The sequence below is a fragment of the Clostridium sp. genome, from assembly GCF_051650885.1.
GTDB lineage: Bacteria > Bacillota > Clostridia > Clostridiales > Clostridiaceae > Clostridium.
Window position 1 is genome coordinate 1 of the sequence record NZ_JBOFRG010000268.1, and the last position, 25,581, is coordinate 25,581.

The following is a 25,581-nucleotide window of genomic DNA, read 5'->3' on the forward strand; positions in this document are numbered from 1 at the left end:
CCTAAAAGTGTTTTACTTGAGATTCTTCCAAGCTTTTTTGTATCTGTAATTTTACACATTGCTAAAGCTATTGAAGTAAAGACCATAGGAACTATAACTAATTGAAGTGAATTAATAAATAATTGTCCTATTATATAGAATAAACCAAGAGCGTTCTTACCTTCTGGTTTTGATATGTCTTGAAATAAAGTATTATTGATACTTGTCCATAATGTGCCTTGGTCATTACTTAGTAGATACTCTCTTAAAAATATAAATATACCTCCCAATAATAATCCAAGTCCTAAGCTTATTGACATTTTTAATGCCAATGAATTTGTGTTATTTTTTTTCATAATGTCCCCCTAATAAATACCTAGTGTATAGGACACCGAAATAAAAAAAACCTTAATATCTTTAAAAATAGACATTAAGGTAAAATACAACATAATAATAGTGTGGTAAATATGTTTTGCCTTAATAGTCTCTCTGAACTATCTTAAAGGTATCCTATTAGTGAGAATATATAATAATTTTAACGAAATGTCAATAAAAATAATAAACTGTAAATAAATACGAAAAATAGATACATAAAAACAAGTGAGTTTAAAATTTGCATAGAAAACATTTTTAAACTTTGTAAATTATCATTATTATAGTATAGTTAGAAATAATAAAGGAAGTGATAGTATGAGCAAAGAGAAATGCACATTAAGAAAAGAAGTTAAAAATGATATAAATAAATACATAGATAATGAATTTATTATTGAAATGATAAAAGAGATAAAAATTTATATAGATACTGTTTTAAAGGTTAAAATTGATGACTCTAATTTTGATAAAGAGAATCCAGAATCTACAGTTTCATTAAATGAAGATGGAGCTTTTGATGTTTATGATTATATGTACGTAAAAGACTTTTTATATGAATTATCTTGGGAAGGAAATTATATAAAAGAGTTAAATGAAAGTGAATATTCAAATACTAAAGGAAGATCTAAATATATTCCAGCTAAGATTACAGAGGATTCAGATGTTTATTATAAATATGTTCCAAAGGATATAGCTACAGTTTTATGTGAAAAAGTTCAAAAAACTATGGAAAAAAGAAAGGGAGAATTATATAAAGAGTTTAAAAACAGATATAATGAAGAATTTCTTTTTAATAGTGTTAGATGGTATAAGCGTTCAAGAGATGGAAAAGTTTATCTTGATATAGATTTAAAGGAGTTAGATGAAAACAAAAAGAAAAGCTTAGAAGAGATAATAAGGACTGAAGTAGGAAATGCTTATAAAACAAGATGGGGAAATGAAACATATCAAAAGGTAGTTTCTCTTGAAAATAAACTTTTATTAGATATTTACCAAGAAGGCTGTGCTTTACTTGGAGATAAAAATAAACATCTACAAGAGGTTGTAGAGAGGGATAACAGTAAGGAAGAAAAAGATTTAATCGATCTTATGACAGAAAACTGTAGGGAAGCTACAAAGTCTTCAAAAGGAATAAATAGATTAAAACTTAAAGTGGTCAATTCTTTTGATAAATATATAGATAATCTTATTAATACAAATGTTTATAAAAGAAAAGAACATATGAATACATTCTTAAATGAAGCTAGAGAAATGATATTTGGTTATTATAAAAGTATCAAATTAACAGGGGCAAATAAAGAATTTAGAGAGAAAGAATATAAGATAAAAGAATTGATTGAAAGAGTAGCTATAATTGAAAATATATTATATAAGGATTATCTAGAAAAAAATCCTAAAGGGCCAACTCTTGAAGATATGGAACTGCAAGAAGAGTGTACTATATGGATTTGTGTTAAGGGATTGCTTTGGACGGCCGAAAATGTATATGTAAAAAGCAATGTTAAAGATGAATTAAAAGAAATAATATTAGATAATCCAATAGATGAATATAAAGAAGCTAGAGAAATGAAAAGGCATTTTTATCTTCATGTTGGAGAAACTAATACAGGTAAAACATATTCAAGTATCCAAAGACTTATGGATGCAGAAACAGGAGTGTATCTAGCACCACTTAGATTACTAGCTTTAGAAATCCAAGATAAGTTAAATGCTGAAAATATACGTTGCTCATTATTAACAGGAGAAGAAGAGGATGTAAAAAATCATGCCTCACACGTTTCATCTACAATAGAAAAGCTTCAATTAGGGGTTCCTTATGATATTTGTGTTATTGATGAAGCTCAAATGATTGGAGACAAACAAAGAGGTTGGGCTTGGACAAGAGCTATAATAGGAGTTCTTTCAGAAGAAATTCATATCTGTATGGCAGAAGAAGCAAAAGATATTGTAATTAAGCTTATAAAAGACTGTAATGATACTTATGAAATAATAAAGCATAAGAGAAATACTGATTTAATATTTGAAGAAAATAAATTTAATCTTAAAAAGGATATTAAAAGAGGGGATGCCTTAGTTGTTTTTGGTAAAAAGAAAGCACTTGCAGTTTCAGCAGAGCTTTTAAGTAACAATATAAAAACAAGTATTATATATGGTTCACTTCCATATTCAACAAGAAAAAAACAGTTTGAAAGATTCTTAGATGGAGAAAGTGAAGTTATAGTTTGTACTGATGCAATCGGAATGGGAGTTAACTTACCTATAAAACGTATTGTATTTTTAGAAACAAGAAAATTTGATGGAATATCTCAAAGAAGATTAAGAATTCCAGAGATAAAACAAATAGCAGGAAGAGCAGGAAGAAAAGGAATTTATGAAGAAGGGTATGTAGCAACTGTATCGGACAAAGATTTAATAAGGTCAGCCTTAAAATCAAGAACAAAAAAATTAGAAAAATGCTACATCGAAATTCCAGACTCTCTTTTAGAATTAGATATAGATATAATAGAATCATTAAAGATGTGGAGTATTTCAAAAGCTAAAGGGTACTTCCAAAAGCCAGACGTTACAACAATAATATTCTTATTAAATAGATTAAAAGAACTTAAAGTTAATGCATCAAAAGAAGACCTTCTAAAAATGGCAACAATTCCATTTGAAGAAAACAATAAAAAAGTAATGGTACTATGGGAAGAATACTGCATTATGTACAGCAAAGGTGCAGTAAACTTAAAAAAACCAAAACTTAAAGAAATAGTAAATGCAAAAAAAGAACTAGATGAACTAGAAAGCTACTATAAGTCATTAGAGCTTAATTATTCATTTGCAAAAAACTTTAAATTATTTATAGACAATAAATATATAAGCGAAGAAAAAGAAAATACTGCAAATAAAATAAATGAATTATTATTAACAAGCCTTTTACAGCATGAAAGAGTATGCTTAGACTGCGGAAAAAAACTAGCATGGGACTACCCAAGTGAAAGATGCAGACCTTGTAAAGAAAAGCATATATTCTTTAGAGGAGATAGTTACAAACCAAAATTTAAAGGCGGAAGAAAAAATTCAGGATATAAGAGTAAAAGAAGTAGAGAATACAGAAAATAGAATAAAGTGTAAAAATAAAATGGAAGCAGGAAAATCTGAAATGGATTGAGTGCTTCCATTTTTTTATATTAAATTTGAATAAAAAGTTAAAAAAGTGTTAATGAAAAATTAAGAACATGCTATAATAAAATAACTAAAGAAAAATACAAGAATCTATTTAATATTTTATATGAAATATTATTATAGCTAATTGTAAAATGAACTATCTAGGGGGAAAAGAATGAAAAAGAAGGTTATAAAATATTTAGCAATAGCAATATTTTTAATGGGGAGTGCAGTAGTAATAGTAAATTCAAATGGAACTACAACAACAGCAAATGCAGAGGTACAAGCAGAGCAAAATGAAGAAGTGAGAGAAAGAAAAGCAGAAAAAGAAAAGAAAAAAAGAATTAAGGAATTAAATAAAAAAATTAAAAAAGCTAAGAAGCTTTTAAATAAGCAAAAATATGAAAATGTATTAGAACTTTTAAAGCCAGAACTTAACAGTGATATAGATGTTAGTGAAGCAAAAATTTTATGTGATATGGTAGAACATTATATAGAAGCTAAAGAAGATTTTGAAAATAAAAGATATGAGATAGCAAAAGAAAGATTAAATGGAATTCATGCATCTTATGAGAATTATAAAATAGAAAAAGACATAAAAACTCTTAATGCAAACATTGAAGAAAAGTTAATTTATAAAGGAAAGATAGATACAGAAATAGATGAAGTAACTAAGTTAATGGACGAGAAAATGTTAGATTCAGCTAAAACAAAAATTAATGAATTATTAGATAAAGAAATAGATGAAGAACAAAAAGAAAGATTAACAGAAATTAACAATAATCTTGATTTGATGATTGAGAAAGAAAAAAAGCTTGAAGAAGAAAAAAGAAGACTTGAGGAAGAACGAAAATTAGAAGAAGAGAAAAAAAGGCTTGAAAAAGAAAGAAAACTTGAAGAACAAAGAAAAAGAGCTGAACAGGAAAAAGAACGAGCAGAAAGAGAAAGAATTGAGAGAGAAAAGAGAGAAAAGAGAGAAAAAGAAGAATTAAAAAAACAGCAAGAAGCTGCAAATAAAAAGCCTTCGAATAATACACAAAGTTCAAATGGAAAAACATATTATGTAGCAGCAGGTAATAGATACTATCATAATTCATCAAGCTGCAAATTTATAAAAGGTGCATCAGTAACTGCAACAAGAGATATTTCTAATAAGTTTCCTTGTAACTGTATAAGATAAAATTAAAATTTAGAGGAGGTATAAATGGGTATTTTTACGAATTATCCTAAGGAAGGTGGGGAGAATCCTTTTGATGGAAATGCTAAAGGTAAATATTTTGCATACTTATCAAATAGAGATTGTTGTCTATCATATTTATCAGATAAACTAGAGGACTTTAATTACAACAATAAAAATTTATATGAGGCAATGTCAATGGGATATACAACGTTATCTGTCTTTGAAAGAGGATTTCTCATATCTTCAGAGGGAATGTGGGAAAAGTTTAATAACGAAAAGTGTAATAAATTATTATTTAATATATACAAAGATGGAGAGTTCAAAATAGTAACTCAAGAAGAAATGTTAGAAACATATAACTGTGATTTAAAAATACCTAATGATAGAGAAAATGAATTTTTAAATATGTGTAATATATTGAAAGAAGCAAAAGAAAAAAATAAATGTAATGAAATATTAGGAATAGGTGTAATTAAGTTAAAAGAATATAACTGGCATTGATGATATTATAGAAAAGATGGATAGGTCTGTGAAGAAAATTACTATATGTTAGGACATTGAGAATGAATTATATGATGTAAATTCTATTCATATTTTGAGAAGGAGTAAAAGTGAAAAACATAGGGGTAGTAGGAATAGGTGGTGTAGGAGGGTATTTGGGTGGGAAAATGTCTCAAGCATTAGAGGAAAGCAATGAGTATAATGTGAAGCGTAGTATTTTATAACTAATATAAAATAATCCAAAGATAGTTACTATATCTTTGGATTTAGTTGTGTTATAAAGTTAAAATTTTACTTTTATTACAATTTAATGTAAAGGTAACTTCATTAAAGTGAATTTCATAAAGAGATAAATAATTTCCAACTTCATTTATAGTAATTTCATAAGCAGGTATTTTATTTATGAATTCATCTTTTAAGTAAAAAATTGTTAAATCACTTTTTCTAATAATGGCACCAGTACATCTAATGTGCTCAGTAGAATTAGATAGTATAGTAGTAAAATACATTTATCTTTTGAATACTATGGTCCTAATAGAAATAAATCTAATCGTCATATAGAGCCATATAAGTTAATATTGAAAGATAATAATTGGTATTTACAAGGATATTGTATTTTAAGAGAAGATTTTAGAGTATTTAAATTATCAAGAATTTCAAATATTAGGGTATTAGAATCAACATTGGAACATAGGGAATTTAAAGCAAAATCATTAGATAGAAGTGGATGGATAGATAAGGAGCTTATTAGTCGTATACAAAAGTTAATGGATATTTATGAGGAAAAAAATAAATCATTTATAAGTACAAGAGATAATATATAGTGATATAAAAAACGTGCTCCGTAGGTTACGGTACGGAGAAGGGTATATCTGGAGAATCAAAATCAAAGGAGCCATGTTAGAATTTTTAAGTTAAGATAATGATATTAAGTATGTTATTAATTATAGTAAATGTAAGTAAATTTTAGGCAAATAAATAAGAATAAAGATAAGGAATTAAATTTGGGGATATTAGAACTTTGATAATTTCTAATAAGAAAATATATCTTTCTTAATATAGTAAAATTGGATTTTCTATAGTTAAAGCACAGTTGCTATTAGAAGGTATTTTAGAATTAATATAAATACTAGAAATATGGATAATGGTACAGAAGAAAAGTAAAAAGGTCAAACTAACAATAGGAATGATTATAAAAGTCTTATAAATATAATATATTTTCGGTGCAAAAATCCTTTATATACTCAAATTGCATATCATAAAAATAAAAACATATTTCCAGTAAAGAAAAATGTAAAATATTAAATAAAATGTTATAATAAATACAAATAAACATATTATAGGAGAAATATTAGTGAAAGACATAGATATATTTAGCAGTATACCAGAACAGTTTTTTATTCCCCTAGCTAGTAAAAATAAAAAGGTTTACATAAAAATTATATCCTTACTATATAGTCTTGTAGAAAGTGGATTGTCCTATGGAGCAGAAAAAGAGATATTCATATCAGAGATAGAAGACTATTTATACTCAGATTCAATAGATTTAGAAACAGAAGATGAGGAGCAGGGGAATAGCAATAGAGACAAAGCAAACATATTAATTAGAAAGTTAGAGGAGTATAGTTGGATTTATACTGAAACAACTAGCGATTATAAAAAGATAATAAACTTCAATGATTATTCAATAACTGTAATAGAGGCTCTATTAAAGATAATACAAAAAGAAAAGCTAGAGTATCAAGGTAATATAATTACTATTTATACCCTACTTACCACAAAAGAAAAGCAAAATGCAGGGATAATAATAAAACAGGTTCATGAAAATACAAGAGGTATAATGAGTGCTTTAAAAACTCTTAATGCTAATATAAAAAAGTATATGGATAACATAACAAAAAAAATGACACCAGAGGATATACTAGAAGAACTATTTGGGAGATACACACAGGATATTTTAGATAAGGCATATCATAGACTAAAAACTTCAGAAAATGTATCTAGATATCGTCCAAGAATTATAGAATCACTACAAGGTCTATTAAATAATAAGGAGTTTTTGATGGAAGCAGCAATCTTTTATAAAAATGAGGATGAGGAAGTAAAAGAAGAAGAGGCAAGGGAAGAGGTATGCAATATAATAACTAAAGTTATAAATGCATTTAATGATATGGATGATATTATTGCTGAAATTGATGCTAAAAATTCAAAATATATTAGAGCATCTGTAACTAGGGCAAAATTCCTACTTAATAATTCAAAGGATACAGTGGGGCTTCTTAAAAATATATTAGAATATACATGCTTAAAGTATAAGGAGCTTGAACTTAATTTGTCAGGGGACTACTTAGAAGAGTTAAGTGATATTTTTACAATAGATACATTTGGGTATTGTGATGAAACTTCACTATATGTAATGGCTGAAGGAAAGAAATCATTTAAGCCAGAGAGTTTAGAAGTGTCTAATATTTCAGAGGAAGATAGGGGGAATAGGCTGAGGGAGTTTAAGAAAAATCAAGAAAAAAGGTATTCTCCTAAAAAGATTAATGAAATAGTAAATGAAATCTTAGGCAATAGAGAAAAAATAAATGCTAGTGAAATAAAAATAAATACAATAGAGGAATATGTGAAGCTAATTTATATAAGGATCTATGGAAATAGTAGCTTTACAAAATACAATATAGAAAGAAAAGATACAGTAGTTTGTAAAAGTGGGTATTCATATAGGGATTTTGAGATTTGGAGGAATAAAAGTGAGAGTTGAGGAACTGAATTCTAGGGAAAAAGAGGAATTTAAAAGAGTATGCAATATACTTTTAAGCCATTCTTTAATTACAAAACATAAGGAAAACAATAAAAAGGATTACTATTTTATAGAAAATAATACGGAAGCTATAAATGAATATTTGGAAATTTTAGGGTTTGAGATTGAAGTAAATAAGACATTAAAGGTTGCTCATTTAATAAATAAATTTGGAACAAACAAGTTGAATTTTAATCTTATTGAAAGTATTACCTTGTTGATATTTAGAATACTTTATCAAGAAAAAATGGAAGAGATTACATTAAGTAAACATGTATTAATAGAGGTTGATGAGCTTCACAATAAGTTTATAGCATTAGGGTTCAGAGATAAACAAATGGATAAAACACAGCTTAGAAATACCTTACAAAGACTAAAGAAATTTAATATTATAGAAACTCTTGATAGAGACGTTACAGCCGGTGATGCAAGAGTAATTATTTATCCTACAATTCAAATGGTAGTAAGAAGCGGGAATATAGATACTATATATGAAAGGCTACAAAGCTATAATGGAAAGGCTGGTGAAGATAATGAAGAAGTTGACGGGGCTTAGGCTTGTAAATTGGCATGCATTTCAAAATGAAACAATTCATATACATAATTCAGTAATGCTTTCAGGAGAAAATGGTGCAGGAAAATCAACTATATTAGATGCAATTCAATATGTTTTAACTTGTGATAAAAGGAACTTTAATAAAGCTGCAAATGATTCATCGAAAAGAAACCTAGAGGGATATGTTAGGTATAAAACAGGTAAGGAAGAAAAAGCCTTTGAAAGAACAGGAAATGTAACTACCCATGTAGCGTTAGAATTTTATGAGGAAAGAAAAAGAGAGTATTCGGTTATGGGAGTAGTTATTGATTCTGCTTCAGAAACTTCATCAAAATCATTTTTTTATAGAATAGAAGGGCAAAAAATAGATGGTATAGAGTTTTTAGAAAAGAATAATACTCCAAAAGATATTTTTAAATTCAAAGTATATGGAAGAGATTTGAAAATTCAAAGTTTTAACAATCCAACACAGGCAAAGGAAGACTTTACAAATAGATTAGGGAATTTTAATAAAAAGTTCTTTGAGTTATTACCAAAGGCATTAGCGTTTAAACCTATAGGAAATGTAAAGGAGTTTGTATATTCTTATATATTAGATGAAAAAGAAGTTAATATAGATGATTTACGCCAAAATATAAGAACGTATAGGGAGTTTGAGGAATTATTAGAAGAGGTTAAATTAAAGATTTCTAAATTAGAAGATATGAAAGATTTGTATAATCAATATCAAAACCATATAAAAAATGAAAAGTTACAAGGATATATTATTTTGAGATCTGAAGAAGAGAAGCTATTATTTGATTTAGACAATTTTAAAAAAAATCTAGAAAAGCATAGATTAAAACTTAAAACTGTAGAGGAAAAATTCTATAAAGTAGAAAAATCCAAAGGTGATAAAGAAGAACTTAAATCGAATATAGTAGTAGACTTAAAATCTGACGGAGATTATCAATCAGTAATGGGATTAGAGGTCAAAATAAATGAATTAAAAGAGAAACATAAAGAGCTAGTTAGGGAGAAAGATGATTTTAAAAAACTTTTAGAAGCTCAAAAAAATAATTTTAAATTACTAGGGATCAATTATGATGAGGACGGAGTTTATAAGAAGTATTTTGAGGCTTTAAGAAATTTAACACACGAAAATTTAGATGAGTTTGTAGTTAAATCAAATGAAATGGAAAGTTACACAAATAGGAAAGATGAAGATTTAAGGGAGAAAAAAGCAACTTTATTATTAGAGCAAAAAGAATTAAAGTATCAGTTAGATGAAAGTAAAACAAAAATCAATGAATTAAAGAAAAGAAATCTACAATATCCTCAAGGGGTTAGGGAGTTAAAGGAAATTATAATAGAAGAAAGTCAAAAGAATGGCAAAAAAATAAATCCTAAAATAATTTGTGAGATTCTAGAAATAACAGATCCTATATGGACTAATGCAATTGAAGGTTACTTAAATACCCAAAGGTTTTACTTTTTAGTTGAGAAAAATGAGTTCGATAGAGTTTTAAGGATATATGAAAGATATAGAAAGAAAAGCAACATATATAATGTAGGAATAATAAATGTAGCAGGTCTTGAAAAGTATGATAAATGTGAAGAAAACTCCTTAGCAGATATTGTTATATCAAAGAGTAAGGAGGCCAAGAGGTTTATTAACTTTATATTAGGTAAGGTAATTAGATGTGAGAATGTTGAGGAATTAAAAAACTATAAAACATCAATAACACCAACTTGCATGGTATATAAAAATAATGTAGCAAGAGCAATAGATCCTAAAATTCATGGTACACCATATATAGGATCTGAGGCCTACAAGGTGCAGCTTGAATCAGAAGAAAATAATTATGAAATATTAACAGGAAAATTAAAGGGTAAAAACAATGAAATAAGTGGTGTAGAAGGTTATATCAATGCTTTAAGCGGGCTTAAAATAGAAAGTTTAAAGGATAAGCAAGGAATACTAAAAAAGCTTTATGAAAACAAGATTGATTTAGAAAAGAAGGAAGCGGAAAGAAAAGAGTTTATTAAAAATTCAAGTTTCATGGAGCTTAAACTAAAGATAGATGAGATAGATAAAGAACTAAAAAATTATGCTGATAAGTTAAGAAAGTTAAACGACTCTAGAGTTGAAATCGGTACAAATATCAGTATAGTGGAAAGAGATATAAATGATATTGAAAGTTCTATTAAAGCAAAAAGAATTCAAAGTCATAAATACAAAGAAGAAATAGAAGAGCTAGCCATTGAGGGAGAAGAAAAATTAGGTAAGGAAAGAGCAGCTAAAAGCTTAGGAGATATTATTTATAATTTTAATAATACTAGAGCAGGTACTGTTACAAGGATTAAAAATACAGAAGAAGATTTAAAGGATAAAATGAGGGAGTATAACAATGCATATTCCCTAGGCGCAGAAATAGGCGTAGGTGGTATAAATAAATTCTTAGCAGCCTTAGATGATTTAGAAAAAAGTAAGGTAATAGAATATGAAGAAAAAGTAAAGGATGCAAAAAGAAATGCAGAAGAAGAGTTTAAGCATCATTTTATAGCAAAGCTTAAGGCGAATATAGATAGTGCAAAGGCTGAATTTAAAGAGTTAGACAGGGGGCTTAAAGGCATCTTCTTTGGAAATGAGGCCTATGAATTTAAAATAAGCAAGAGTAATGAGTTAAATAAATATCACGATATGGTTATGGATGAAGAAAATATAGCAGATGGATTTAATCTATTTACTGAAATGTATCAGTCAAAATATAAGGAACTTTTAGATGAGTTATTTGAAAAGTTAACTTTAGATGATGGTAATAGTGAAGCAGAACTTAGAAAATTTACTGATTATAGAAATTACATGGACTATGATATAAAGATAAATTATAGGGATGGATCCCATGCATTATTTTCAAAGGTAAGTAGAGAAAAAAGTGGGGGAGAAACACAAACTCCTTACTATGTTGTAATAGCTGCATCATTTTTACAATTATATAAGTCGTCAACAGGCAGAGAAACTATTGGTTTAATACTCTTTGATGAAGCCTTTGACAAAATGGATGATGCAAGAATAGTTGCTATGATGGAATTCTTTAAAAATCTAGAACTACAAGTAATAATAGCATCACCGCCACAAAAGATAGAGGCAATTGCACCATATGTTAATACAACATTATTAGCAATGAAAGTTGGAAAGTTTAGTGTGATAGAGGAGTTGAAACAGGATGAACTATAAGAAATTAATACTTGGTAAGCTTCTAGATAAGTATGAAAATAGTCAAGGGTACAAAGCGGATGGAGCATCAAATAGAAAGATATATTTTCAGTTTAGTGAAAATAATATAAGTGATTATTATGATGAATATGATGCTACTAAGAAAAAAGAGGTTGATATATCCTGTGAGCAATTAGAAAATGAAGATTTTATAAAAATACATTGGGGCAAAGGGTTTAGTAATCATAATATTTTAAAAGTGGAGTTAAGAGAAGAAAATACTCCGTCAATATATAAATATTTAGGTAGGAAAGAAAAGAAAAATAAAGAAGGAAAGGTATTAGAGCTTTTACAGGAAAATGTTAAAAGGGAAGATTGTCTTGGAGAGTTTTCAAAATTCGCCTTTGAAATGATAGAAAGTAATAAGTCAATTAAAAAATACCTTGATATAGATGATTTAAATGAATGTAAAGATATTATAAAGGGTGTTAAAGAGGTCTTAGCGCAAAATTATGAAATCTTTAGGAGAACATTTTCTATAAGAGTTTATGGAAATTCTAAAAGATATGAAGCTATAGAAGGAAAAGTCATTAAAATAATTGGAGACTTTTCAAAGGAATGGACTATAGAAGAATATAATATTTTAAAAAACTATACCTATGTTCATTTTAAAGGTGATATAGAAATGAAAATGGAGAATTCTACTATAGATGTATTAGACTTTAAAGGTGGTATTGCATTAAGTTCTGAAGATATTGAAAACATTAAGGGAATAAAGGTAAGATCAAATAAATTAGTAACTATTGAAAATTTAACATCTTTTAATAATTATAAAGAGGCTAATGGAACAATTTATCTTGGAGGTTACCATAATACTGTAAGACAAAAATTATTACTAAAAATTTATGAGATTAATAGGGAAATAGAATATTATCATTGTGGTGATATTGATGTTGGTGGCTTTAAGATTTTAAATCATCTTAGAAGAAAAACAGGCATACCATTTATTCCTCTTAATATGGATATTGATATATTAATGAATAATATTGATTATGGCAACGAGTTAAAACTTTATGACAAGAAGGAAATAGAAAAAATGCTTAGGGATGAAAACTTTAAAGAATATCATGAGGTGCTTCAGTTTATGATTGAGAATAATATAAAATTAGAGCAGGAGATTGTATTTTAGTTAGAGCTGGATTATTGTACGCCCAGCATAGGTAGATACTATGCTGTGAAAGTATGCATCCGAGAAATGTAACTTCATGAAAGAGCAAATTTGAAATAATATTAATTATATTGTATATGTGAAAGTCTAAGCTTTTTTACTTGCGGTGTGGTGAAGCATATTATAAGTAATTTTATTTATAAAATAAGCTATAATAAATAAAAGAATATTGAGGTTTTACTTATATGTGAGATAATATAGGTAAAATGTTTTAAATAGGAGGCAAAGGATGAAGGATTCAAATTATTATATAGAAAAACTAGAGATGATTGCACATGTTGAGGGAGGATATTATAAGGAAACTGTTTTATCTGAGGATAATTTTAATGAAGATAAAAAGTTATATAGCAGTATATATTTTCTTTTAAGAACAGGTGAGGTATCTCATTTTCATAGATTAACTGCTGATGAAATGTGGTATTACCATGATGGTGAGGCATTAACTATTTATATGATTTCACCAAGTGGTGAACTTATAACTAAACAGTTGGGGCTTGATATTGAAAAAGGTGAGAGTCCACAGGTGCTAGTGCCTAAGGGATATATTTTTGGTTCTGCTATGAACAAGGAAGGGTTTTCTTTAGTTGGATGCATGGTTGCACCTGCATTTACTTTTGAGGATTTTAAGTTGTTTGAAAGAAAGGAACTTTTAGAAATGTATCCAGAGCACAAAGAGATAATAGAAAAATTAACTTAGGATAGATTGGATGATTTATAGTAAACTAATTTTTAAAATCTTTGAAAAAATTTAAGTTTAAGAATATAATGAGTAGAGAATGATTTTAAGAAAAGAGGAAGAAATTTAATGAAGATAAATAGAAATGATGATTGCTGGTGTGGAAGCGGAAAGAAATATAAGAAATGTCACATGGAATTTGATGAAAAGTATGAGTTCATGAAAAGAAGTGGATGCATTATGCCAGACCGTAATTTAGTTAAGAATAAAGAACAAATTGAAATGATTAAGAAGAGTGCTACGATAAATAATGGTGTACTTGATTTAGTTTCAGAAAATATTAAAGCAGGGATGTCTACGAATGATATTGATAAGATAGTGTATGATTATACAACGTCTCATGGAGCTATTCCAGCACCACTTAATTATGATGGTTTTCCTAAAAGTGTATGTGTATCTATAAATGATGAGGTATGTCATGGTATCCCAGAAGATAATGTTATTCTTAAAGATGGAGATATAGTAAATGTAGATGTTTCTACTATAAAGGATGGATATTTCTCAGATGCATCAAGAATGTATGTTGTTGGTGGTAAAACTACTGATGAAGCTCAAAAGTTAGTTGATGTAGCAAGGGAGTGTTTAAAAAGAGGAGTGGAAGCAGTAAAACCTTGGGGATTCTTAGGTGATATTGGTGAAGCTGTAGGAAGCTATGCTCATGAAAATGGATACACTGTTGTAAGAGATTTTGGAGGACATGGAGTAGGACTTAAATTCCATGAAGATCCATTTGTAGCTCACATAGGAAATAAAGGTGAGGGAATGGTTTTAGTTCCAGGAATGATATTTACAATAGAGCCTATGATAAATGAAGGTGGATTTGAAGTGTTTGTAGATGCAGATAATGATTGGACAGCACTTACTGAAGATGGTTCTCTTTCAGCTCAATGGGAACATACTGTATTAGTAACAGAAACAGGAGTAGAAATACTTGCTTGGTAATTTAAAAATATATTTAAACTCGCTTAGGCGAGTTTTTTTATTTGAAAAATAAAGAGTAAACTAAACCTGAACACCAAAATATATAAATATTATATATTTTAGTGATAGACAGTAGTATTTATTTAGTAAAATTCAATTAACAGTACAATAAATTAATAGATTGTAAATAAATTGGCAATTTATTTTGAAAAGTAAATTTAAGACAAAAACTTAGCGTATAATGGGCTTTGGTAAAATTTTATTTTTAAGTGGTGATAAGAGATGAGGATGAAAAAAAGACTAGGTGATTTATTAGTTGAACTTGGGTACATAAGTGAAAAAGATGTAGAAGAGGCTATAAAGTATCAAAAGGAAACTGGTAAGAGATTAGGTGAAATTTTTGTAGCAAGAAATTTGATAGAAGAAGATACTTTATTGAAAATATTAGAAGTTCAACTTGGAATAAGTAGAGCTTATTTAGAAAATATAGAATTTGATGTGGAGGCTGTATTTAGCATAAGTGAATCTTTAGCTAAAAAGTATGATGTTATACCAATTAAATTCGAAGGTGAAAAACTTGTTCTTGCAATGGCAGACCCGTTAAACATTTTTGCAGAGGAAGATGTATCTATTTCAACTGGTTATAAGTTAGATATAAGAATAGCACCTAAAAGAGAGATAAGAGAAGCAATATCAAAGTATTATTCTAAAAAATATATGGAGGATGCAGCTCTTAAAATGGAGTCTAAGGAAAAAGAAAAGATATTTGAGGAATCCTTAGAAAAAGAAGAAAAATCACCAGCAATAAAGCTTATTGATACTATTATAGAAAATGCAGTTAGAAATAAAGCAAGTGATATACATATAGAGCCGCAAAAAAATAAAATAATAATTAGATATAGAATAGATGGACGACTTAAAAAACAATTTGAAGCTCCAAAAGAGCCATTTAATTCAATGATAACAAGGATAAAACTTCTAGGTGGTATGGATATAGCGGAAAAAAGAGTGCCTCAGGATGGAAAGATAGTAATAAACATTGATAATAGAGAAATTGATTTAAGGGTATCAATATTGCCATCTATAAACGGTGAAAATATAGTAATAAGGATTTTAGATAAAAAAGCTTTTGATTTAAATATAAATAATTTAGGGCTTAGAGAAGATGAATTAAAAAAAGTAAAAAGAATAGTTAATAATCCTTATGGAATGGTCTTAGTTACAGGGCCTACAGGAAGTGGAAAAACATCAACTTTATATTCGATTTTAAGTGATATGGATATTGAAGAAAAAAATATTATAACTATTGAAGATCCTGTTGAGTATACATTAGATGGACTTGTTCAAGTAAATGTAAATAAAAAAGCAAATTTAAGCTTTGAAGCAGGACTAAAAGCTATTTTAAGGCAAAGTCCAGATGTAATTATGGTAGGAGAACTTAGAGAAAGTGATGCAGCAATTATGGCAATAAGAGCTGCTATAACAGGGCACTTAGTTTTAAGTACACTTCATACTAATGATTCTATAGGAGTAATTGTTCGTTTGATGGACATGGGAATAAGCGAATATCTTATAGGAGCTTCATTAGGAGGAGTTATAAGTCAAAGGCTCGTTAGGAATCTTTGTGATGAATGTAAGAGTTCACATAATATAACAGAGGCTGAAAGAAAGATTTTAAAAGCATCAGACTTTGAAGATATAAAAATATATGAGCCTAAAGGATGTTTAAAATGTAATGGAACAGGCTATAGAGGGCGAAGTGCTTTATTTGAGATTTTAGAAATAGATGAAGAAATAAAGGAGCTTATAAACTTGAAAAAGGATAGTAATACTATTTTTAATAATGCAAAGGAAAAGGGATTTAAAACTTTGTTCCAAAGTGGATGTAGATTAGTTAAAGAAGGAAAAACAAGTTTAAGTGAAGTTTTAAGTGCAACTTTAATAAAAGGATAGATAAAAGATGATTTTATTTAAGTATGAAGCAAAAAGTTTAGATGGAAAAAAGATAAAAGGAAAGATAAAAGCTGAAAATGAGATAGAGCTAAGAAGAAGTCTGAAAAATAAAGGATATTATGTAACAAATGTATATAGAGAATCTAAGGGATTAAATATAGATTTAGGTGAACTAAAGAAAGTTGAAGATTCAAATTATGCAAATGTATGTAGAGAGATGTCTTTTTCATTAAAAGCTGGTGTAAGCATTTTAGAAACACTTGAAATGGTGAAAGATGGAGGAGGCTCTAAAAAGCTGGGCATTATTATGGAAGCAGTTTATGTTGATGTAAAAGGTGGAAAGCTTTTATCAGAAGCTTTAAAAAAACATAAGGAAATCCCAAATCTTTTATGGAGTATGGTAAGTGTAGGTGAAGAAACAGGAAATTTAGATGACATTATGGAGGAACTTGGGGATTATTATACAAAGCAATTTGAACAAAATAAAAAAGTAAAAAATGCAGTATTATATCCTAAGTTTTTAATTTTTTTCTCACTTATAGTGGTAGGATTTTTAGCAGTATATATAGTGCCAATGCTTGTATCTAATTTAATAGAAGCAAAAGGAAATCTTCCTCTTCCAACAAAAATAGTTATCAGTATAAGTGGATTTATAGAAAATAATTGTCTAATTATAATTATTGCAATTGTAATATTAATTTTATTTAAAAAATTAATTTTAAATAAATCATATAAGTATAAATATATGAGAGATAAATATATTTTAAAATCAAGATTTTTTGGTAAGATAACAACACTTCTTTTAACAGCAAGGTTTTCAAGAACTTTTGGAGCCTTATTTGGTGGAGGTGTAAGTGTAATAAGATGCTTTGAAGTAACTGCAAATGTTATAGGAAATACTTATTTTAAAGAAAAATTATTAGAAGGAAGAGAGATTATAAATAAAGGTGGAACTATTGGGGAAGCATTAGAATTTTATAATATTTTACCGAGTATGATGATAAAAACTATAAAGGTTGGCGAAAAATCTGGTTCATTAGATAAGATTTTAAGAAAATCAACTGCTTATTATGAGATAGAAGCAAACTTTAAGTTAGATAGATTAACAAAGCTTATAGAGCCAATAATGATAATAATACTATCATTACTAATAGGATTTATTATTGTTTCAATTATGTTGCCTATATTTTCTATGTATAATGCAATAGGAAATTAATATAAATAATAACTGAAATTAAAAGATTTCATATCTTTTGATAAATAAAGATACACACAAAGGAGAAAATAGAAATGAAAAACAAAAAGAAAAAAGGGTTCACATTAGTTGAACTTATAGCAGTAATTGCAATACTTGCAGTTCTTGCAGCAATAGCAGTACCAAATGTAATAAAATACATTGATAATGCTAAATCAGTAGCAGCACAAACAGAAGCAGCAACTATCTATAATGCAGCAACAGCAGCATATACAGATGGATCATTACAAGGAGTTACAGATAAAACTCAATTTGATAGCTTACAAGTATCAAAGGTACCAGCAAAATTATTTACAAAAGCACCAAATGATACAGTTATTCCAGGAACTTATACAATGACTCAATTATCAGCAATTATGAATGAAAGTAAAGATAGCGTGAAGTTTAATCAAGATGGATCTGTAGTAGTACCAACAGGAATATCACCACGTTAAAGTTTAAAAGCTCTTAGAAAAGATATTATATCTTTTCTAGGGCTATATTTTTAAGGAGAAAAATTATGATTCAAAATATATATTTGATTTCGGATATATTTGTATTTTTCATAGGATCAATATTTGGAAGTTTTTTTAACGTATGCATATACAGAATTCCAATAGAAGAAGGAATAGTAAAGGGAAGGTCACATTGTACTAGTTGCAATAGAACTTTAAAGGGGTATGAACTTGTTCCAATATTTAGTTGGATATTTTTAAGAGGAAAGTGTATGAAATGTAAAAGAAAGATAAGTGTTCAGTATCCATTAATTGAATTAGTGACTGGTATAACTTATCTTTTAATATTTCTAAGGTTTGGATTTAGTTTAGAAACAATAAAATATATGTTTTTAATGTCTATAATAATAATCTCAGGGGCTATAGATTTTAAAACTAAAGAAGTATACTTTAAGGTTTCTTTAGTTGGAATAGTGGGAGGAATAATTTTTTCATTTATTAGCATGTATGAAGGAAATAATATATTAAATATATTAATATCAATAGGAATTCCTATTTTTATAATTGGAGTTATTTATATTATTAGTAAAAGGTTTGATGGGTTTGGTCTTGGTGATTTAGAGATATTTATAATGATATCCTTATATATGACACCAGAAAAGGTTTTAGTAAGTATATTTATTTCAATAATACTTGGTGGGATTTTTAGTATGGGATATATTTTAAAGGGAATTAGAGGTAAAAGGATTCCGTTTGTTCCATTTATAGCCATAGGAACTTTTATAAGTTTAATGTATGGAAATATTCTATTAGGGTGGTATTTAGCTTTATTTTAAAGGAGGTAAATTTTAAATGTTGTTTAGGGAACGAAAGAATATAGTTTTGGAAATTCAGGAAAAAGCTATAGATATTTTAGTTGGAAATAAAGAAAAAATAGATTTTGAGGGAAGCGTAGAATTAAAAGAAGGGCTATGTGTTGAAGGATATATTAAAAATGTAGAAGGGATAGTTGATATTTTAAATTTGTATTTTGGAAAGCATAATATAAATTTAAAATATATTTCATTTGTAGTTTTTGGAGGAGATATAATAACAAGAAATATAGAAGTTCCTTATATGAAAAATAACCAGTTTCATAAAAATATACAATTTGAGATAGATGAGCTTATAGAAAATAGAGAAGAATATTATTTAGATTATGAAGTTATAAGAGAAATAAAGAATGATTATGGGAAAATAGTAAAATGTGAAGTATTAATTGTAGGATGTTCAAGGAAAAAGATTGACCTTTTAGTAGAGGTAGCAGAAAGCCTAGGAAAAGAAGTAGATAAAATAGATGTTTTAACAAACACATTAAATAAGATTTTAATAAATAGTAATGTAAATTATGATAATAGAAATATTACAATGCTTTATTTAGGTAATAATTTTAGTAATATATCTATTGCGAACAATGGTATTTTAAAGCTTGAGAGAACTATTCCTTTTGGAATTAATAATATACTAAAAGAACTTAAAGGTATATTAGAATATGAAAATATAGATTATGAAATGTTTTTAAAAAAGATTGGGAAGGAAGATGAGTATTTAAAGAAGTTAAAAGAAAATAATCCAAGAATTTTAGAACTTATAAATAACTTTCTAGATTTAGTTTCAAAAACAATGAGATTTTATAATGCAGGAAGAGGAAGTAATAATATAGCTGAGATATTAGTATTTTCAAAGGTGAAATTAGAAGAAAAGATATGTAAGTATGTAGAGGAGTATTTAAGTATAAAGGTAAGATATATTGAAAGTCCAATGGATTTAGGAATGAAAGTTAGACTTCAAAATGAAGAGGAGTTTAAATATCTTTCACTTTATGGATTATTACTAAGGAGATAAGTATGAAGAAAAGCATTAATTTAAATCCTAAAGGTTTAAAAAGGGAAGAAAAAAATAAAGATATAATAATATTATCATCAATAATAATAGTAGTTGCAGTCATACTTTGTATATACACAGCAAATGAAGCTTTAAAGCTACATAAAATAAAAAATACAGAAGCTACTATACAAACAGAAGTAAATAATTTAGATACAGGAGATTTAAATAGTAATTTAAACAGTAGCTTAAATGAAAAAAATGAAAAAATAAAAACTTTAGAAAATAGTATAAAGAGTTTTGATAGTTATAAATATTTAAATGGAATAAATGAAGCAGATGTAGAAGGCATAGAGATGAAGAATGTTTTATTTAATAAAGGTATTATAAATATAGAAGGAACAACAAAGGAAGAAAATCTTATATCTGTATTTATGCAAAATTTAAAGCAGAATAAATTATATAAGAATGTAGAATTAAATCTTATAAATGTAACTAAGGGAAAAGATAATAGTAATGAATATAACTTTACTATTAGTTTAAGTGGAGGAAATGATGAAAACTAAGAGAAGGGGTTATATAACCTATTTAATAGATTTATCATTAAGAGAAAAAATAATATTAACTATAAGTGTAGTGTTATTTTTATTTTTGATTTTTTATATAGGAGCATTAAGCCCAATAGAAAAAGGTAGAATTAATGCAGAAAAAAATATTAAAAATTTAGAAATGCAGAAAGATAGCTTATTAGTTAAAAGTGGGAAAAGTGATAAAGTGGCAAAAGATATTTATTATGCAAATGAAAAGTTGGCAAATTTAAAAAATGAAGTACCCAAAAGTGAAGAGCAAGTCACATTGCTAAATAGCATTATTAATATGGAAAAGGGTAGTGGTGTGAAAATGATAAAAACTTCATTTACAAAGGATGGAAAAAGTGAAGATGGTAGTTTAAATATATATGGAGCAAATATAAGCGTTTCAGGAAACTATGAAAATATTTTAGAATTTGTTAAGTTGTTAGAGGAAAATAATAGAAAGCTACAGGTAAAGGAAGTAAATATAAATAAAGGCGTGAAGGATTATAGTGGAGATATTAGTTTAAATTATTTTGCACTTAATACAAAAGGGAATGAAAATGAGTAGTAAGAAACGTGGATTTACATTGGTAGAAACAATGGCAGCACTTGCTATCTTAAGTATATTACTTTTAGGAGTATACACTTATATTATGACAGGAAACAATGTCTCAAATGAAAACTTTCAAACTATAAAAAAGGCTACTACTATACAAGGTATTGAAAATTTCTTATATGCAGAAAGAAATTCAAACTATTTTGAGGAAAATTTATTAAATAAAAATATAGTTATACAAGGAAGCAATCTTTTAAGTTTAGTAAATGTTTTAAATAGAAATATGAATGGAGAAACTAGATTTTTTAATAATACAAATGGAAAAATAAATTATATACTAGCTTTGAATACTGTAGAAAAAGAAAAAAATTATTATGAGGTAAATATAAAATTATACACATTAAAAGAAGGAAAAGCTTATACAAAAAGGTCAAACAATCCAATAGAATATGCAAAGAAGAATGGAAGGTTAGATAATTTAAGTCTATTAATACAATGTATAAACTTACAGGGGGGAGAACAATAGAATGAAAAAGAAAGGTTTTACCCTAGTAGAAACAATGGCAGCACTTGCAATAACTACAGTTATTCTATCAGTTGTATTTAGTTTATATTTTAGTGCAAATACGGTAAATAATAAGACAAAATTAAAAACAGAGCTTCAAAATAATTATGTTCAAAATTATGAAAAACTCCAAAATATATTTTCTCAAAAAAATAGTGTATCAACTATAGAGAATCCAACTAATGGATATGTAGATTCAGAAAATGGTAAAAATGCTATTTTATATGTTAGTGGAGTAAATAGTAAAAATGAAAATTTTTATTTAGGTGAAGAAAAAGAAGCTAATAAAACAGTAATATATGAATTTTTAAATGGAAGTATTGAAACAAGTAAGGACGGACATCAAAAACTTTTATCTTACAGTAGTAAGGTAAAGGTGGCTACAAATTTAGAAAATGTAAAATATAATTATCTTTTAGAAGATAAACTTTTAAGCTTAAATGGTTTTATTAATGATAATGGAATGGAAGAAGAGTTTAATTTTATATTTCAATTAGATAATTTAAATCAAAACTATGCGGTTATAGAAAATAGCAATAGGTGATAAAATGAAAAAGAAAAAAGAGGGAATAGCCTTAATATGGGTGTTAATGATAAGTACAGTCTTATTAATAGTTGGAACTGGGATAATGTATTTTGTTATGAATAGCCAAAAGATAGATGTTAATTTGTATAATAAATCAAATGCAAATGCAATTTTAAAGTCAGAGATAAGCTTTGGTGAAAACAATATACTTAAAAATAATAAAGAGTATAAAGAAGAGGCGGTAGGAACAGTAAAAAGCTTGAATTATAATATGTTTGGGACTACTGGAAATGTGGTAATAGAAAAGCTTCAAAATGAAGTGTATAAAATAACAGGTAGCACAGTTTATGAAAATGTAAGCTACAGTATGACTGGAAGTCTAGCATTAACATTTAAGGGAGATAAAATTATAAGAAAGGTAAATAATTTTATAAAAAATAATTCATCATTAACAACTTTCTCTAATGGTGTAAACATACTAGGTTACTCTAGTTGGTATGAGATAGATACGAAATTTTATTTAAACAATACATATGCTAATATAAAGGCTGCAAATGGATACAATAGTGCATATTTAAATAATATGGCGTGGAATAATTTAGGTGGAAATGATTATTCGATAGATAATGTAGGAAATTTAGAAAATGTACCTAAAATAAAAGGCTTAGATTTAGCATTAGGAAAGGGAACTCTTAACTTAAATCAAGGTGGAGAACCTATTATAGGATGGTTTAAATTTTCATGGTCAAAAGATAATTTAGATTATTATGAGGAAAGTTTAAATAGAACTGATATGATTTTATTTAATAAAACAGGAACCGTAGTAAGAATAGATAAAAATGATTTAGGTAAGATAAATTTAAAAAATTACATTGGGATATTAGTAAAGGTTCAAAATGGATATGCTCTTATAAACAATGGAGATATAAATATAAATGGAAATGTATGGACACGTATTTTTTATCAGTTTTTAGCTATGAGAAAAAGTATATTTATGTATAGCACTGGAAAAATAACATTAAACAAAGCACCTATGTATCTTAAAAATTCAAGTCTAATAAGTGATGATGGAATAAATTTTAATTATTCAAGTTTTTATGATGAGGGGTATTTTAAAATTAATGATGAATTAGATTCAATATTATTAAAAATAACTAAATAACAAAAGTATATAAAAAGACGTGATTTTTTTAAATCACGTCTTTTTATATACTTTTTTACATCTATTTTTATGTTAAATTAAATAAAATTAAAAAAATAAAATAAAAAATATAAAAATAATATTGATAAAGTATGAACATTATGTTATCATTTAGTTAATGAAAGACGAGGGGGTTTTAATTTTGAGAAAGATAGCAATATTAACGGATAGCAGTTGTGATTTATCATTAGAAACAATAAAGGAACATAATATAAATATGTTACCAATTAGAATTATATATAAAGACAAAGAGGTGTTAGATAAAATAACTATTACATCTAACGAATTGTATGCAAATTTAAAAAATGAGATACCAAAAACATCATTACCAGACTTAGATAACACAGAGAAGGTATTAGACAAGCTTATTGAAGATGGTTATACAGATGTAATGGTTGTATGTGTATCAACAAAACTTTCTGGAACGTTAAATAGTGTAAGATTAGTTTGTGAAGAAAAATCAAAATTAAAATTCCATTATTTAGATACAAAGACACTAGGATATCCAGAAGGAGTTATAGTATTAGAAGTAGACAGACTTTTAAAAGAAGGAAAAACTCCAGAAGAAATAGTAGATGGATTTGAAGATATAAAGAAAAGAGTGCACGGATTTATAACATTTGATACATTAGAGTACTTAAAAAAAGGTGGAAGAATAGGTAAAGTAGCTGGAACTATAGGAGAAATATTAAACTTAAAGCCGGTTATATCATCTGATGAAGATGGAGAATTATACACTTATACCAAAACTCGTGGAAGAAAAAAAGCTATTTCTAAAATAAGAGATATTTTAAATGAGTACTTAGAAAAAGGAAAGTGCAGAGTTTGGATATTAAGTGGAGCAGCTGATGAAGAGGCAGAAGAATTATTAGAAAAGGTTAAAGATAGTGAAAATATAACAAACATATCATTAGAACAAATTGGTGCAGCAATGGGAATACATACGGGTCCAGGAGCACTTGGAATATGTATATTAGAAGAGAATGCGTAAGCATTCTCTTTTGGTGCTTTTAAAATTATTAAGTAACAGACACACATAGTGAAAAAAGATGATATTATTAGAAACATAAGAAATATCACAAAAGCACATAAAAATATGATACAATTACAAATAAATGGAAATAATTAAAGATTAAAAGTTATAATTCTTAATTTTTAATTATTAATTGGAAATTGGGGGATGTGGAGTGGAAGAGTTTATTTTATATTTTACGATATATAGTTTTATTGGATGGATAGTTGAATGCATTTACTGTGCAATTATTGATAAAGTTTGGGTAAATAGAGGATTTTTAAATGGACCTGTTTGTCCTGTTTATGGAGTTGGGTCTATCTGTGTAGTATGGGGGCTTAGTGGATTCAAAAATAATATAGTAGTATTATTTTTAGTAGCAGTAGTAGTGACAACCATAGTGGAATACATAACAGCAGTTGCGTTAGAAAAAATGTTTAATTTAAAATGGTGGGATTATTCTACTTATAAATTTAATTACAAAGGGCGTATATGTCTTTTGAACTCGGTATTATTTGGATTAGGTTCTGTGGTTTTAGTTAAGTTTATACAACCATTTATTAAAGAGTTTGTAGAAGTGGCTAAAATAGAATATGGAATTTATTTAGTAATAGCATTAACTTTAATATTTGTAGTTGATTTTGTAATTACATTATTATCTCTTATAAATATGAAAAATGTTTTAGAGAGATTATGTGTGATTAAAGATGAATTTAAATTGTTAGAAGTAACTATTGAGAAATTTAATGAAAGTGAATTTAAGAAGAGTTTTTATAAATTAAAAGAAAAGAAAGATGGCAAGGATGTAAAGGGAAAGATAGAGGAGTTCTATAGTAAAATAAAAGATTTAAAAGAGAATTCAGCAGTTCAAAAAAGAATTTTAAGAGCATTTCCAAATGTAAAATCCATAAAATATGGGAAATCTTTTAAAGATATTAAGTTGAACTTGTTTGAGTATTGGGGAAGAAAGAAATAAGGTATCTTGTTAAATTAGAGAGAAAACTGTATAATAGGTA

General features: G+C 27.1%; 24 protein-coding genes. 22 read left to right on the forward strand and 2 right to left on the reverse strand.

The genetic code is table 11. The features are described from left to right. On the reverse strand, positions 1-335 hold a 335-nt coding region (locus ACRC28_RS12765; RefSeq protein WP_438543832.1), incomplete at its 3' end, for a cation:dicarboxylate symporter family transporter. 334 nt (positions 336-669) lie between these two features. On the opposite strand from ACRC28_RS12765, the gene ACRC28_RS12770 reads away from it, so the two are divergent. The 3 genes from ACRC28_RS12770 (at position 670) to ACRC28_RS12780 (ending at position 5,182) form a co-directional block, all read left to right on the forward strand. Further along, positions 670-3,456, forward strand: coding sequence for a helicase-related protein (locus tag ACRC28_RS12770; RefSeq protein WP_438543833.1), 2,787 nt, complete (start codon positions 670-672; stop codon positions 3,454-3,456). A gap of 220 nt (positions 3,457-3,676) precedes the next feature. Continuing rightward, a complete protein-coding gene (locus tag ACRC28_RS12775) occupies positions 3,677-4,681 on the forward strand; it encodes a hypothetical protein (RefSeq protein WP_438543834.1) in 1,005 nt (334 codons plus the stop codon). 24 nt (positions 4,682-4,705) lie between these two features. Continuing rightward, on the forward strand, positions 4,706-5,182 hold the full coding sequence (locus tag ACRC28_RS12780) for a hypothetical protein (protein ID WP_438543835.1): 477 nt from the start codon (positions 4,706-4,708) through the stop codon (positions 5,180-5,182). A gap of 275 nt (positions 5,183-5,457) precedes the next feature. On the opposite strand, the gene ACRC28_RS12785 is transcribed toward ACRC28_RS12780, so the two are convergent. Next, a complete protein-coding gene (locus ACRC28_RS12785; RefSeq protein ID WP_438543836.1) occupies positions 5,458-5,691 on the reverse strand; it encodes a hypothetical protein in 234 nt (77 codons plus the stop codon). A 48-nt stretch (positions 5,692-5,739) separates the two neighbouring features. On the opposite strand from ACRC28_RS12785, the gene ACRC28_RS12790 reads away from it, so the two are divergent. The 19 genes from ACRC28_RS12790 to ACRC28_RS12880 all read left to right on the forward strand — a co-directional run bounded on the left by ACRC28_RS12790 (position 5,740) and on the right by ACRC28_RS12880 (position 25,541). Further along, entirely contained in the window at positions 5,740-6,006 is a 267-nt protein-coding gene (locus ACRC28_RS12790; RefSeq protein ID WP_438543882.1) for a WYL domain-containing protein, read from the forward strand. 530 nt (positions 6,007-6,536) lie between these two features. Then, positions 6,537-7,946, forward strand: a complete 1,410-nt coding sequence (locus tag ACRC28_RS12795; protein WP_438543837.1) for a Wadjet anti-phage system protein JetA family protein — start codon at positions 6,537-6,539, stop codon at positions 7,944-7,946. Then, positions 7,936-8,541: a DUF4194 domain-containing protein gene (locus ACRC28_RS12800; protein WP_438543838.1), complete on the forward strand. Its 606-nt coding sequence runs from the start codon at positions 7,936-7,938 to the stop codon at positions 8,539-8,541. The genes ACRC28_RS12795 and ACRC28_RS12800 overlap by 11 nt, the downstream gene beginning before the upstream one ends. Continuing rightward, positions 8,519-11,761, forward strand: coding sequence for an ATP-binding protein (locus tag ACRC28_RS12805; protein WP_438543839.1), 3,243 nt, complete (start codon positions 8,519-8,521; stop codon positions 11,759-11,761). Before ACRC28_RS12800 ends, ACRC28_RS12805 begins: the two co-directional genes overlap by 23 nt. After that, positions 11,751-12,929, forward strand: coding sequence for a Wadjet anti-phage system protein JetD domain-containing protein (locus ACRC28_RS12810; protein WP_438543840.1), 1,179 nt, complete (start codon positions 11,751-11,753; stop codon positions 12,927-12,929). The genes ACRC28_RS12805 and ACRC28_RS12810 overlap by 11 nt, the downstream gene beginning before the upstream one ends. 268 nt (positions 12,930-13,197) lie before the next feature. Then, positions 13,198-13,665, forward strand: coding sequence for a cupin domain-containing protein (locus tag ACRC28_RS12815; protein WP_438543841.1), 468 nt, complete (start codon positions 13,198-13,200; stop codon positions 13,663-13,665). A gap of 108 nt (positions 13,666-13,773) precedes the next feature. Further along, complete coding sequence (locus tag ACRC28_RS12820) at positions 13,774-14,646, forward strand: methionyl aminopeptidase (protein ID WP_438543842.1); 873 nt, start codon at positions 13,774-13,776, stop codon at positions 14,644-14,646. Positions 14,647-14,913: 267 nt separating this feature from the next. After that, positions 14,914-16,578: a GspE/PulE family protein gene (locus ACRC28_RS12825; RefSeq protein ID WP_438543843.1), complete on the forward strand. Its 1,665-nt coding sequence runs from the start codon at positions 14,914-14,916 to the stop codon at positions 16,576-16,578. A gap of 7 nt (positions 16,579-16,585) precedes the next feature. Beyond that, positions 16,586-17,794: a type II secretion system F family protein gene (locus tag ACRC28_RS12830; RefSeq protein ID WP_438543844.1), complete on the forward strand. Its 1,209-nt coding sequence runs from the start codon at positions 16,586-16,588 to the stop codon at positions 17,792-17,794. 74 nt (positions 17,795-17,868) lie between these two features. Beyond that, on the forward strand, positions 17,869-18,267 hold the full coding sequence (locus ACRC28_RS12835; RefSeq protein WP_438543845.1) for a prepilin-type N-terminal cleavage/methylation domain-containing protein: 399 nt from the start codon (positions 17,869-17,871) through the stop codon (positions 18,265-18,267). 65 nt (positions 18,268-18,332) lie between these two features. Then, positions 18,333-19,103 (forward strand): prepilin peptidase, encoded by a 771-nt coding sequence (locus ACRC28_RS12840; protein ID WP_438543846.1) that lies wholly within the window; start codon positions 18,333-18,335, stop codon positions 19,101-19,103. A 16-nt stretch (positions 19,104-19,119) separates the two neighbouring features. Beyond that, positions 19,120-20,151 carry a pilus assembly protein PilM gene (gene pilM / locus ACRC28_RS12845; protein ID WP_438543847.1) on the forward strand — a complete coding sequence of 344 codons (1,032 nt, stop codon included), beginning with the start codon at positions 19,120-19,122 and terminating at the stop codon, positions 20,149-20,151. A gap of 2 nt (positions 20,152-20,153) precedes the next feature. After that, positions 20,154-20,696 (forward strand): PilN domain-containing protein, encoded by a 543-nt coding sequence (locus ACRC28_RS12850; RefSeq protein WP_438543848.1) that lies wholly within the window; start codon positions 20,154-20,156, stop codon positions 20,694-20,696. Beyond that, on the forward strand, positions 20,686-21,273 hold the full coding sequence (pilO, locus tag ACRC28_RS12855) for a type 4a pilus biogenesis protein PilO (protein WP_438543849.1): 588 nt from the start codon (positions 20,686-20,688) through the stop codon (positions 21,271-21,273). Before ACRC28_RS12850 ends, pilO begins: the two co-directional genes overlap by 11 nt. Beyond that, entirely contained in the window at positions 21,266-21,787 is a 522-nt protein-coding gene (locus tag ACRC28_RS12860) for a prepilin-type N-terminal cleavage/methylation domain-containing protein (protein ID WP_438543850.1), read from the forward strand. Before pilO ends, ACRC28_RS12860 begins: the two co-directional genes overlap by 8 nt. Position 21,788: 1 nt before the next feature. Further along, positions 21,789-22,370, forward strand: coding sequence for a PilW family protein (locus tag ACRC28_RS12865; RefSeq protein ID WP_438543851.1), 582 nt, complete (start codon positions 21,789-21,791; stop codon positions 22,368-22,370). Positions 22,371-22,374: 4 nt separating this feature from the next. After that, positions 22,375-23,514: a hypothetical protein gene (locus ACRC28_RS12870; protein ID WP_438543852.1), complete on the forward strand. Its 1,140-nt coding sequence runs from the start codon at positions 22,375-22,377 to the stop codon at positions 23,512-23,514. Positions 23,515-23,695: 181 nt separating this feature from the next. Continuing rightward, positions 23,696-24,544, forward strand: a complete 849-nt coding sequence (locus tag ACRC28_RS12875; RefSeq protein WP_438543853.1) for a DegV family protein — start codon at positions 23,696-23,698, stop codon at positions 24,542-24,544. 196 nt (positions 24,545-24,740) lie between these two features. After that, a complete protein-coding gene (locus tag ACRC28_RS12880; RefSeq protein WP_438543854.1) occupies positions 24,741-25,541 on the forward strand; it encodes a putative ABC transporter permease in 801 nt (266 codons plus the stop codon). The last annotated feature ends 40 nt before the right edge of the window (positions 25,542-25,581 follow it).